A 13129-nucleotide genomic window follows, 5' to 3' on the forward strand; every position below is an offset into this window, starting at 1 on the left:
CATAATTTATATTATTTTTAAAATCTTAATTCAAAAGTGCCTTTTGAATTAAGATTTTTTTATCTTTGGACAGTTTCCAGTAATAAACATTAGTACTTTTAAAAAATATGAGTCTTTTTAGAAAAATTTTTGGTTCTAACACTCCACCTTCAGAAGAAGAAAAAGATAACGACTATAGCAAATATACTCCTGACATTAATGCCCCATTGGATGAGCAGTTTATCTATAACTTCAAGAAAAATGGAGGTAAATTTTTGTATTGTGAAAATGAAGTCGAAGTAAAAGACCACTTTGAAAACATACTCGAAGAGAATGACTGGTTTGAAAGTGAAGCTTTATGCTATGATCCAGAACTTTTTAGCATGCTCAAAGAAAATAAAATTACACATCACAAACCAATAAACCCATCATTTATCCTAGCAAATTGTGAAAACTTGATTGCCAATGAAGGCTCAATATTATTTTCTTCTAAACAAATTAAGCAACATAAACCAAACGAACTTCCTACTAATATAATTGTTATAGCAAAAACAAGCCAAATCATTGAAACAAAAAGTGACGGATTGAGTGTTATAAAAAACAAATACATAAGTGATTACCCAACAAATATCACTACAATAAAATATTTTGAAAAAGTGGAAGAGGAAGATTTTACCCAATATGGGAGTTCAGCAAAAAATTTATATTTATTGCTTTTAGAAGATCTATAAAATGAATGAAACGCTCAAGAGATCAATATCTGGTGCAATTTATGTAATTTTATTACTTGCCTCTATACTACATTCTACCGAAAATTTCTTTATATTATTTGGGATATTTCTAATAATTACAATTTATGAATTTTGTAATTTAATAGCAGTACATAAAGTAGTTCCTATTCTTTTTGGAGCACTATTTTATACCACAGTAACCTTAGTAAGTCACTACAGTAAAATCACGACAGACACTATCAATCAGTTTTTTCATACTGATATAGAATTAGCAATAAACATACAACAATTAAACATCATTTTATTAGTTGTAGCATTAGTGGTATCTATAAAATGCATCCTTTTCTTGTTTTATGACCACATTCAAAAAATAAGTACTTCATCAAAATACTTGTATTTATTAGGGTACATTATCTTGCCGTTTCTATTTATTACAAAAATTTCATTCGGAATAAATGACTACAACCCCAAAATTATAATTGGATTATTTATTTTAATCTGGGTAAACGACAGCTTTGCATATATTATTGGGAAATCTATAGGGAAGAATAAATTATTTGAAAAAATATCTCCTAAAAAAACGATAGAAGGATTCTTGGGCGGAATCATTTTTGCCGTTTTTACAGGTTATTTAATATCAAAATACTATATCAGAGCCAAACCTGAATTTAGTCAAAAATCAATCCTTATATGGATATCAATAGCCTTTATTGTGGGCATTTTTGGAACAATTGGTGACCTAATTGAATCGAAATTTAAAAGAATTGCTGGCGTAAAAGATAGCGGAAAAATAATGCCTGGCCACGGAGGTATTCTAGATAGACTAGATAGTATTATATTTGTGGCACCAATTGTATTTTTGTTTTACCAAATTTTAAATTATGTTTCATAAAGAAGGCGCTCAATCCATATTATTTGGTACCGTTTTTACAGCTATTGTACTCTTATTGTCCGATAAATTCATTGATGTCAATTGGATTAAAATGACTGTTCAAATAAGTGCTTTTTTGTTTTTGATTATCATTTTGCAATTTTTTAGAAATCCAAAACGAAATATCATAAAAAATGAAAACCAAATTATTGCACCCGTTGACGGGAAAGTGGTAGTAATTGAAGAAGTTTATGAAGGCGAATATTTCAAGGAAAAACGCATTCAGGTTTCGATATTTATGTCGCCAATCAATGTTCACGTAACTCGTTATGGCCTTAGCGGAATTGTAAAATTTAGCAAATATCATCCCGGAAAATTCTTGGTGGCTTGGCATCCAAAAGCAAGCGAAGAAAACGAAAGAACCACAATTGTAATCGAAAATAAAACATTCGGAGAAATTCTTTATCGGCAAATCGCTGGAGCATTAGCAAGACGAATCGTCAATTATGCCGAAGAAGGAATGCAGGTAATTCAAGGAGAAGATGCCGGTTTTATCAAATTTGGTTCTCGAGTAGACCTTTTTTTACCTGTGGGAACACCCATCGATGTGGTGCTTAATCAAAAAGCAATTGGTGGTAAAACTGTTATTGCAACAAGAGCTAAATGATCGAAAAAGATTTAGATACTCGATATCAAGAAGCATTTAAAATTGCTTCAAAAATGAGTCACACAGAATTACCTCCAGATGTGATGCTACGGCTTTATGCACTAAACAAACAGGCAACACACGGATCATTGAATTACAATCATTCAGAAAATTATGATTTAAGAAATGCTTTCAAAACAAATGCCTGGATTCAAATAAGTCATTTATCAATTGAAGAGGCAAAAGAACAATACATCGAAATTATAAATTCCTTATTGGAAAAATAATTCTGAATATGAAAAAAAACAGCTTACTTCTATTAAATTTATTTCTACTTACACTATTACTTTCTTGCAACAACAAAAAACTTACCGAAGTTGTTGAAGTGCCGCTGCCAACAGCCCAAGAAAAAATAGCCATTGGACATCCTGATGATGTAAAAGCCATTGAAGGTGTCTTTCAGGTAGAAAAATTACCCTATTTCTATAATGATTTAGCTCCAAATGTATCCACCTTAACAATGGAAATGCATTACTCAAAACATTATTTGACCTACACCAATAATTTAAATAAAGCCTTAGCGGGAACTGATTTAGAAAACTTAACAATCGAGGATGTATTAGCAAAATTAGATCCTAACAATATCGAAATCAAAAATAATGCTGGCGGTTACTACAACCATTCCTTGTATTTTAAATGTATTACGCCAAAAGCGGGAGAAGTTGTTAAAGACAGTTTAACATCGGCTATCACCAAAAAATTTGGCTCTTTTGACAACTTTAAAACTGTATTCAAAGAGGAAGCTGCAAATCAATTTGGCTCCGCTTGGACATGGCTAATCGTCGATAAATATGGGAATCTCCAAATTACCAGCACCCAAAATCAAGACAATCCCTTAATGCAAAACGCTGCGGTTCCAGGAACGCCAATTTTAGCTCTTGACCTTTGGGAACACGCTTACTATCTAGGATACCAATACAAAAGAAAAAATTATGTCGATGCTTTTTTTGATGTAATTAATTGGGAAAAAGTGGGCGAAATTTATGAGGAAGCTTTAAAAAAGTGATGAAGGAACCCTGACAAGGTTAATAAAATCTATAACCCATAAATAAACGATTCCAATGGTGCAATACTAATTTGCACTTTTCCCTCCCCATTTTCTACCCGCAATTGCACGCTATTTTTGTGATACAATTGATCCGTAATTACATAAGTTCCCTCCTTTAAATTCCATTTTTGAATACTATCATCAGGAATCGTTTTTAAAAAAGGTCGCCACAAATTTCATTAATTTTCACTAATTTCAAATGTTATAATTGAAATGATTCGTGGGAATTCGTGAAATTCGTGGCTGAATCTTTATTTTTAAATCAGTGGGTATATTTTGCGTTTACACTCCGTTATAAATAAATCATAATATGGATTTAAGGTTGCGTCCTTTTTCTTAAATTTGGCAAAAAATAAATCCATTGAAGAAATTATTGTTTTTCATAAGTTGTTGTTTGGTAGTTGTCTGTTTCCAAAACCTTTTGGCGCAAACACCTAAAAAAATTCTTATCGAACATTCCGATTATTTTGATGTCAATCAAATTGAAGTGCCAGATGCCGTGTTGCTAACCGGAAATGTGCGCATCAATCACGATGGTGTGATTATGACCTGCAATAAAGCGTATTATTTTCAAAAAGAAAACTACATAAAAGCCTTTGGAAACGTACAATTAGTTCAAGGAGACACCTTGTATTTGAATAGTAAATATGCAGAATATAATGGCAATGTGAAGCAAGCTTTTGCCACGGGCAAAGCCGTAATGCGTTCGCCAGAATCAACTTTGGAAACGGATACCATTAACTTTAACCGCAACACACAAGAAGTCTATTACAACTCGCAAGGAAAGATTGTCAATCGAGATAATACGCTAAAAAGCAAGTCAGGAAAATACTTTGTAGCCGAAAAAAAATTCCAATTCCTGACGGCAGTTACCATCACAAATCCTAAATATGTAATCAAGTCAAATCACTTGAATTATTATAGTAATTCCGGGCATTCCTATCTTTTTGGACCTTCGACAATTACCAGTAAAGCCAATTATATTTACACCGAAAAAGGGTTTTATGATACCAAGAAAAATGTAGCGCATTTTCTTCGAAAGTCCTATATTAAATACGATGACCGATTGATTGAAGGCGATAGTTTGTACTATGACCGAAACCAGGAATTTGCATCGGCAACGCGGAATGTAAAAATCACTGACTCGATAAATCGTGGCATTGTCAAAGGACATTATGCCGAAATATACAAAAACAAAGATTCCTTGTTTGTGACTAAAAGAGCCGTGGCAATTAACTTTGTCGAGAATGATTCGGTTTATATTCACGGGAAAAAACTGCTGGTTACCGGTCCGGAGGGCAGCCGAATTATTCGCGCTTTTAACAATGTTCGATTTTATAAAACAGATATGAGTGGCAAATGCGATTCGCTTCATTCTAATTCGAAAATAGCCTTGACAAAATTAATAGGAAAGCCTATTCTTTGGAACGGTGACAGCCAAATTACCGGCGATTTGATGCACCTTCTTGGCAACAACACCACCCGAAAACTCGATTCCCTCAAAGTCCTAAACAACACCTTTCTGGTTTCGAAAGACACGCTGGGAACGGGTTATAATCAGGTAAAAGGACAAAATCTTTACGGAAAATTCGAAGACGGAAAACTCCATGATGTCGATATTATCAAAAACACCGAAGTCATTTATTTTATGCGAAATGAAGAGCAAGAACTCATTGGTATTAATAAGAACGTGAGTAGCAAAATAAATATTATTTTTGATAAAAATGCTATAGAAACCATTAGCTTTTTTAATCAAGTAGATGGTGACATTTATCCAGAAGCAGACTTGCCCGAAAATGCTCGAAAACTCCGTGACCTAAATTGGCGTGGTTTTGAAAGAATAAAATCGAAAGACGAAATTTTTACCGATGAGGAAAACCTGCTTAATTACGAAATCATCAGGCAAACTAAGAAAGACGAGGACAAGGAAAGTATTCCAATGAAAATCCGGAAGGAAACCTTGAATTACGATAAGAAAAAGAAATGATCAGTGGTCAGTTTTTAGTATTCGGTCGTAGTATTCAATCCAAATAAAGTAAAACTCCGTGAACTTTGCGGTAAAAATAATAAAAATTGAAAAACAATTTCATAAAATACCAAGCCCAAACTTCTCCCTATCCATTAGGAATGGCCGTTTCGTATGCACGAGGTTCTTATATTTTCGATACCAACAATAAAAAATACTTGGATTTTGTGGCCGGAGTTTCGGCTTGCACGCTTGGTCATCAACCGCCAAGGGTAAATCAGGCAATCAAAGACCAATTGGACAAATATTCGCACGTGATGGTGTATGGTGAGTATTCGCAAAGTCCAGCTGTGGAATATTGCAAACTATTAGCTTCACTCCTACCCAAACCATTAGACAAAACCTATCTCGTTAATTCCGGTACCGAAGCCATTGAAGGCGCTTTAAAACTCGCTCGAAGAATGACTGGTCGCAGCCAATTGATTTCTTGCCACAATGCGTATCACGGCAACACGATGGGTTCGATGAGCATGATGGGATTTGAAGAACGCAAACGAATTTTTCGTCCTTTGATTCCCGATGTCGAATTTATAACCTTCAACAACGAAGCCGATTTAGAAAAAATAACCACTAAAACTGCGGGAATTCTTCTCGAAACCATTCAAGGTGGAGCTGGTTTTATAGAACCTCAGAACGATTTTCTGAAAAAAGTTCGCGAACGCTGTACTGAAGTCGGAGCCATAATGATTCTCGACGAAATCCAACCGGGTTTCGGCAGAACAGGAAAACTTTTTGGATTCGAAAACTACGATGTCGTTCCTGATATTGTGGTTATGGGAAAAGGAATGGGCGGCGGAATGCCTGTTGGTGCTTTCACAGCATCGGCAAAAATGATGGATTTATTGAGCCACGATCCAAAGCTAGGTCACATCACGACTTTTGGCGGACATCCCGTCATTGCGGCAGCCTGCTTGGCTACTTTGCAAGAAATTACCGAAACAAACTTGATGGCGGAAGCTTTGGAAAAGGAAAAACTCTTCCGATCACTTTTGGTACATCCTTTGATAAAAGAAGTTCGAGGAAAGGGATTAATGTTAGCGGCAATGACCGAAAGTGCTTCGGTAACAAGCGAAGTAATTCTTCGTTGTCAAGACAAAGGACTTATATTATTTTGGTTGCTATTCGAAGAATGCGCCATACGAATTACCCCACCGTTGACTATTTCTGAAGATGAAATTCGGGAAGGTTGTGCGATAATGTTGGAAGTAATGAATGAAATAATGATTTAAGATTGCAAATTAACGATTTTTGACCCGAGAGCTTTGCTCGAACTGGCGAAGCATTTCAGATTGAAATTGCCATTGCTATTGTCATTTAAAAACTGTTAATTAAATTGTTCACAACAATTCCCGATTTTTCTCATAATAACGATAAGGTTGCCTAAATTTATTTTGGGCAAACTCAAAAAAACAAACTATGCAATTAAGCGAAGAAGAAGAGGAATATAACTTATCCTTGTCTAAATTTGAGTCGATGTTGAAAACCAACAAAGTGCTCTTTTTTGACTCCGAAGAATTTGAAGAAATCATCCTTCATTATCTCGATATGGGAAAAGCTGCTCTGGCTAAAAAAGCCTTGAAACTAGCTTTGGAACAACATCCAAAATCAACTGGTCTCAAACTAGTACAGGTTGAAATGCTAGTCTATGACGACAAACTCGAACTGGCCGAAAAACTCCTTAACGAGTTGTACGCTATCGAGCCTACTAACGAAGAAATTTACATTCAAAAAGCAAACATTTTTTCTAAAAGAGACAACCACGAAAAAGCAATTGAATTACTCAATATCGCTTTAGAATATACTGATGATTTAGCCGACGTGCACAATCTAATCGGGATGGAATACCTATTTATGGATAATCTAGAAATGGCAAAAGAAAGCTTTACCAAATGCCTCGAAGAAGATTATGATGATCAATCTGCCTTGTATAACGTGGTATATTGCTTCGAATTTTTAGACCAAAACCAAGAAGCCATCACTTATTTGAAAAAATACATCGACCAAAATCCGTATAGCGAAATCGCCTGGCACCAGTTGGGTCGTTTGCATTATGGTGTAAAAGAATACGAAGATTCTATTCGTGCCTTTGATTATGCTACCTTGATCGACGATGAATTTCTTGGTGCTTTTATGGAAAGAGCCAAAGCTTTAGAGCGATTGAAAAAATACAAGGAAGCCATCGAAAGTTACAACCGAACCATCGAGTTAGACGACGCCACTTCCTATGCTTTGCTTCGAATAGGGAAATGCTACGAAAAGCTAGGCAACAAGGTTCAAGCTTTAAAATATTTCAATAAAACAGTTCACGAAGACCCCCTTTTAGACAAAGGCTGGATTGCTATTACTGATTTTCATGTTCGCCAAAAAAACTTCGAAAAAGCGTTATTTTTTGTCAACAAAGCCTTGGCTATCGACAACCAAAACCGTTTGTATTGGAAACGATTTGCTTCCATAAACAAACAATTAAATCTCTTTGAAGAAGCTGAATTTGGATATCGAAAAGCGGTAGAATTTGGCGATTACGAGTTAGACACTTGGTTATTTTGGGTTGATATTTTGCTTTTTTTGGGCGAGTTCGAAAGTGCTATTCAAACCTTATTGCAAGCCTCAGAATATTTTCCAGAAGAAAACGAAGTCGAATATCGATTCGCTGGATTGTACTTTATGATACAAGACACTAAAAAAGCAAAATTCCATTTGAGCAGTGCCTTGCGATTAAATTTTGAAAATTATATTATTTTGGAAGATTTATTTCCAGTGGTTTGGACGCGGAAAATAGTGCAGAATTACATTGCAAAACACAATAAATCATAATGCTGGACACGATACGAAAACGCTTTGGTTTACTGGGACGCAACATCAATTATTCCTTTTCGAAAGGGTATTTTACCGAAAAATTTACAAACGAAAACTTCGAAGGTTGTACCTACGAGAATTTCGACATTCAAGAAATAACTATTTTTCCCGACATCATAAAAAACAATCCCGACTTAAAAGGGATGAATGTTACCATTCCGTATAAAGAAGTTGTGATTCCGTTTTTAGACAAATTGTCTAAAAAAGCGGCTTTAATTGGAGCCGTAAACACTATAAAAGTTTCTAAAAAAGGAAAATTAAAAGGATACAATACCGATTATTATGGTTTTATAGAATCGTTAAAACCGTTGTTGCAACCGCACCACAAAAAAGCACTGATTCTGGGAACTGGTGGTGCTTCAAAAGGAGTTGCCTTTGCTTTAGATGAATTAGGCATGGCGTATACATTTGTTTCTCGAGAAGCGAAGGAAAACGCTATTTCTTACGATCAAATTAACGCAACTACATTTGGTGATTTCCAAGTCATAATTAATACTTCGCCAGTAGGAACAAGTCCAAATACGGAAGCTTTTCCATTGATTCCCTACGACTATTTTACCAAGAAGCACATTGCTTATGACTTAATTTATAATCCGGCTGAAACTCAATTTCTTAAGAAAGCCGCAGCGCAAGGAGCAAAAACTAAAAACGGACAAGATATGCTTGTTTTTCAGGCAGAGAAAGCGTGGGAGATTTGGAATACGTAAATTCATTCTACACTAGTCTATAATCCACGCTTTATGGCTTGGTTTTTTTGTTTATAATACTAAATAAACTAACAATGCACGCTATTACTATTTTGTATAAGTTATGCGTCATGCTTGGGCGACCTACAAACATCAACCGACAGTGCAAGAAATAAAAATTAACAACAATAAAAATTAAACACTATGAAAAAAGCAACATTAATTATACTTACATTCTTGACATCGTTAACTGTGTTTGGACAAGACATCACTGGGCAATGGAGTGGAATATTAAAAGTTCAAGAAACGCAATTAAGAGTTGTTTTCAATATTAGTAAAACTGACAATGGATATAGTTCTTCGATGGATAGCCCAGACCAGGGAGCAAAAGGAATTCCTGTAACCTCCACAAGTTTTGACCACTCAATTTTAAAACTTGTGATAACAAATGCTAAAATTGAATACGAAGGAACTTTAAATAAGGACAATAATATTATTGGCAACTTTAAGCAGGCGGGGAAATCTTTTCCAATGGATTTATCAAGAGTAAAAATCGAAAAAGAAAAAACGGTAACAGCATCTGAAAACAAAGACACAAACTTTATTGAAACACAAATAATCTTAAAGACAAAAAGTGGAGATATTTTTGGGACTTTAACTACTCCTAAAAAATTCTCCAATATTTCTGTTGCTTTAATAATTGCAGGTTCTGGACCAACTGATAGAGATTGCAATAATTCTATGATGAAATGTGATGCTTATAAAAAACTTGCCTATGGAATTGCTGAAAATAATATAGCTTCACTACGCTATGACAAAAGAGGAATTGCTGAAAGTAAAGAAGCAGGAAAAAGTGAGACAGACCTTCGTTTTGATGACTATGTAAATGATGCGAAAGAATGGATACAATTACTAAAACAGGACAAGCGTTTTTCAAAAGTTATTGTAGTAGGGCACAGTGAAGGTTCATTGATTGGAATGATTGCATCAACTACTGCTGATAAATTTATTTCTATCGCAGGTCCTGGCCAGTCGGCAGACAAAACAATTAAAGAACAGTTAAGCACTCAGCCAAAAGAAGTTAAAGATTTATCATATCCCATTATTGACAGTTTAGTAAAAGGAAAAACGGTTGCCAATGTTAACCCAATGCTTAATTCTCTTTTCAGAACAAGTGTTCAACCTTACATGATTTCATGGTTCAAATATGACCCACAAATTGAAATACAGAAATTAAGCATTCCAATTCTTATTTTACAAGGTACAAATGATATCCAAGTTACTTTTGAAGATGCAAAGCGGCTTTCAAAAGCGAATCCGAAATCTCAGTTAATATTGGTTGACAAAATGAATCATGTTTTCAGAACGGTTGATGGCGACAAGCAAGCAAACATTGCAACATACAACAACTCTTCCTTACCATTGGCTGACGAGTTTGTAAAAGATATTACAAATTTCATTTTGAAAAACTAAATGCTGAAACACGCCACTAATCAAACACCAACCGTTAGCTTAAATATTATTTCAAATGAAAGTCCTCTATCGCTACTCGCCATTTATTTTTGAATAATCCTGATTCAAAATTCAAATTATTCATTTCCAATTTCTTGAATTATTTTCGAAAATCCTAAATATAAACTTTCTTTCTTAGCTAACTTATCAATGATTATTTAGGTTGAGCAAAATAAAAAATCAAATAATTATTGCATTTTTTAATCTTGATTGAAGCATTATATTTATCCTCTTAATACAGGAAAATAGCTCCTTAAAAAAAATAATTCGCACATAAAACCACTATAAATAAGGGATTTTCTTTGAATTTTGCTACACCTTTACTATCTTTCGCATTCGAAATAAAATTGAACCATTAAACATTGATAAAATGTTAGAAGAAAAGACTGATAACCTGCATGAAGCAGATGGAAATTTAGCAATCGATTCGATTGAAACGATTCAGCCTGATACCGAAGTATTTGGAGAAATAGCAGTAGCAGAACCAAGCAATAGCGAAACATTAGAAGAAATCTTCGAAAATATCGAAACGGTTTCAGATAAAGAACAGAGCGATAGCAAAGAGGAGATACCTGAAGAAACTATTGAAATCAAAAATCAAACTACACTCGATTCTCAAACTCCTGTTTTGGAAGAAATTGAAACGATTGATTCGAACAATAACGAAGTAGAAGAATTAGCATCCGAAAATATTCAAACATTCTCTGACGAAAACCCGAGCGAAAGCGAACCAGTGGAGCAATTAACAGAAGCCGATACGCTAGTCGAGGTAAAAAATAAAACGTTTATCGATTCTATTGCCGATACCAATGCAGAGGAGGGCGAAGACGAAACTCTTAAAGATCGCCACAACATCCCAATGTTAGATTATGATACTTTGTCTTTAGAATCACTTGTTGAGGAACTAAAAAAATTAGTTAGCATCGAAAAAGTGATGTCGGTAAAAGATCACGTTGAAGAAATTAAAAAATATTTTTTGGCAAATTATCATCATCTTATAGAAGAGAAAAAAGAAGAGTTTCTTGCCGAGTCCCAAAGCCTCGGGACTGACACGAGTGAAGAGTTTCAATACCATTCTCCTTTAAAAACAAAATTTGACCAATATTATTCCTTGTATAGAGATAATAAAAATGCCCATTTCAAAAGTTTGCAAACCAATTTGAAAACAAATTTAGAAAATAGATTGGCAATTGTAGAGGAATTGAAAGAACTCATCAATCCACAGGAAAACATCAAGGATACCTTAAAACATTTTAATGATTTAAGAGAAAGATGGAAAAATGCAGGGCCCATTCCTAAGGATAAATACAACCATGTTTGGAACAATTATCATTTTCACGTAGAAAATTTTTATGACTATTTACACCTAGACAGAGAGGCACGAGATCTTGATTTTAAACATAATTTAGAGCAAAAACAAAAAATTGTGGCGCGTGTTGAAGAATTAGTTAATGAAGCCGATATTAATAAAGCATTTAGAGAATTACAGGATTTACATAAAATTTGGAAAGAAGATATTGGTCCTGTTTCTAGAGAACATCGTGATGATATTTGGAATAAGTTTAGCGATTTAACGAAGCAAATGCATGACAAACGGGAAGTTTTATTCGAAAATTTAAGAGGAACTGAGGTTGAAAATTTAGAAAAGAAAAAAGAAATTATATCCAAAATTGAAGTTTTAGCAACCGAAAAAGTAAATGCGCATTCACAATGGTTAGTCCAAATAGAAAAAGTGGAAGCTTTGAGAACAGCTTTTTTCTCAGCTGGAAAAGTTCCATCGGACGTTAACGAAGAAACTTGGACTTCTTTTAAGACTGCTGTTAGGAATTTTAATTCTTTCAAAAATTCGTTTTATAAAGACATTAAAAAAGACCAAAACAACAATTTAAACAAAAAAACGGCTCTTGTAGCCAAAGCCAAAGAGTTACAAGAAAGCATTGATTTTGCTATCACTACTCCTATTATGAAAAAAATTCAGGAAGAGTGGAAACAAATTGGTCACGTTCCTAGAAAATATTCGGATAAAATTTGGGCAGAATTCAAGGAAGCCTGCAATCATTATTTTGACAAATTAAAAGAGCAAAAAAATGAAGAAAATGGTGAAGAAATTGAAGCCTTCGACAAAAAGAAAGCCTATTTAGAAACATTGAGAGCGTTTCAAATGGTAGGCGACCACAAAACAGATTTGGATGCTATAAAATTACATATTGAAACTTGGAAAAACTTTGGAAGAGTTCCTTTTGCAAGAAGACACATTGAAGGGAAGTTTAATAAGGTACTCGATGCGTTGTTTGAAAAATTAAGTTTAAGCAAAAAAGACAGTGAAATGATCCGTTTCGCTAATAGAATTGATCATTTGTCGGATAACAATGACAATCGAAAACTAGAAAACGAAAAGATTTTCTTAATGCGTAAAATTGATGAAGTTAAGAATGAAATTTTTCAATTAGAAAATAACATTCAGTTTTTTACCAATACAAGAAATGCAAAAAAAGAAAACTCAATAGTCTTAGAAGTCCGAAAAAACATTCAAAAACACAGAGAAGAAATGGATATTTTGAAAGACAAACTGAAACAAATCAAAAACTTAAATTAAGCATAAAGCTAAAAAAATAAAATTTAAATTTAATTTAAAAACCTCATTCTTATCTTAAGATTGAGTTTTTTTTTTATGTGCTACTATAGAATACGATAATTATAATTTTAATTCGGGG

The 13129-nt window shown here is 34.0% G+C and carries 12 protein-coding genes; 11 read left to right on the forward strand and 1 reads right to left on the reverse strand.

The genetic code is table 11. The features are described 5' to 3' along the window. Positions 1 to 107 precede the first annotated feature (107 nt). Genes AABM59_RS03920 through AABM59_RS03940 form a run of 5 tightly spaced genes read left to right on the forward strand, consistent with a single transcriptional unit; the run spans position 108 to position 3293 of the window. A complete protein-coding gene (locus AABM59_RS03920) occupies positions 108 to 710 on the forward strand; it encodes an LUD domain-containing protein (RefSeq protein ID WP_338407670.1) in 603 nt (200 codons plus the stop codon). A 1-nt stretch (position 711) separates the two neighbouring features. Further along, a complete protein-coding gene (locus AABM59_RS03925) occupies positions 712 to 1602 on the forward strand; it encodes a phosphatidate cytidylyltransferase (protein ID WP_338407671.1) in 891 nt (296 codons plus the stop codon). Then, positions 1592 to 2248 (forward strand): phosphatidylserine decarboxylase family protein, encoded by a 657-nt coding sequence (locus AABM59_RS03930; protein WP_338407672.1) that lies wholly within the window; start codon positions 1592 to 1594, stop codon positions 2246 to 2248. The genes AABM59_RS03925 and AABM59_RS03930 overlap by 11 nt, the downstream gene beginning before the upstream one ends. Further along, positions 2245 to 2514: an acyl-CoA-binding protein gene (locus AABM59_RS03935; protein ID WP_338407673.1), complete on the forward strand. Its 270-nt coding sequence runs from the start codon at positions 2245 to 2247 to the stop codon at positions 2512 to 2514. Before AABM59_RS03930 ends, AABM59_RS03935 begins: the two co-directional genes overlap by 4 nt. An 8-nt stretch (positions 2515 to 2522) precedes the next feature. Next, on the forward strand, positions 2523 to 3293 hold the full coding sequence (locus tag AABM59_RS03940; protein ID WP_338407674.1) for a superoxide dismutase: 771 nt from the start codon (positions 2523 to 2525) through the stop codon (positions 3291 to 3293). A gap of 29 nt (positions 3294 to 3322) precedes the next feature. Here the strand turns inward: AABM59_RS03940 and AABM59_RS03945 are convergent, their stop codons facing one another. Continuing rightward, positions 3323 to 3508: a hypothetical protein gene (locus AABM59_RS03945; protein WP_338407675.1), complete on the reverse strand. Its 186-nt coding sequence runs from the start codon at positions 3506 to 3508 to the stop codon at positions 3323 to 3325. Positions 3509 to 3756: 248 nt separating this feature from the next. Here AABM59_RS03945 and AABM59_RS03950 point away from each other — a divergent pair, with 248 nt between their 5' ends. The 6 genes from AABM59_RS03950 to AABM59_RS03975 all read left to right on the forward strand — a co-directional run bounded on the left by AABM59_RS03950 (position 3757) and on the right by AABM59_RS03975 (position 13011). Next, positions 3757 to 5322, forward strand: a complete 1566-nt coding sequence (locus AABM59_RS03950) for an OstA-like protein (RefSeq protein WP_338407676.1) — start codon at positions 3757 to 3759, stop codon at positions 5320 to 5322. Positions 5323 to 5408: 86 nt separating this feature from the next. Next, positions 5409 to 6590 carry an aspartate aminotransferase family protein gene (locus AABM59_RS03955; protein WP_338407677.1) on the forward strand — a complete coding sequence of 394 codons (1182 nt, stop codon included), beginning with the start codon at positions 5409 to 5411 and terminating at the stop codon, positions 6588 to 6590. Between the two features lie 187 nt (positions 6591 to 6777). After that, positions 6778 to 8175, forward strand: coding sequence for a tetratricopeptide repeat protein (locus AABM59_RS03960; protein ID WP_338407678.1), 1398 nt, complete (start codon positions 6778 to 6780; stop codon positions 8173 to 8175). Further along, entirely contained in the window at positions 8175 to 8924 is a 750-nt protein-coding gene (locus AABM59_RS03965) for a shikimate dehydrogenase (protein ID WP_338407679.1), read from the forward strand. The genes AABM59_RS03960 and AABM59_RS03965 overlap by 1 nt, the downstream gene beginning before the upstream one ends. Positions 8925 to 9107: 183 nt before the next feature. Continuing rightward, entirely contained in the window at positions 9108 to 10376 is a 1269-nt protein-coding gene (locus AABM59_RS03970; protein WP_338407680.1) for an alpha/beta hydrolase, read from the forward strand. Between the two features lie 409 nt (positions 10377 to 10785). Continuing rightward, entirely contained in the window at positions 10786 to 13011 is a 2226-nt protein-coding gene (locus tag AABM59_RS03975; protein ID WP_338407681.1) for a DUF349 domain-containing protein, read from the forward strand. The last annotated feature ends 118 nt before the right edge of the window (positions 13012 to 13129 follow it).

The sequence above is a fragment of the uncultured Flavobacterium sp. genome (assembly GCF_963925185.1).
In the GTDB taxonomy this organism is placed as follows: domain Bacteria; phylum Bacteroidota; class Bacteroidia; order Flavobacteriales; family Flavobacteriaceae; genus Flavobacterium.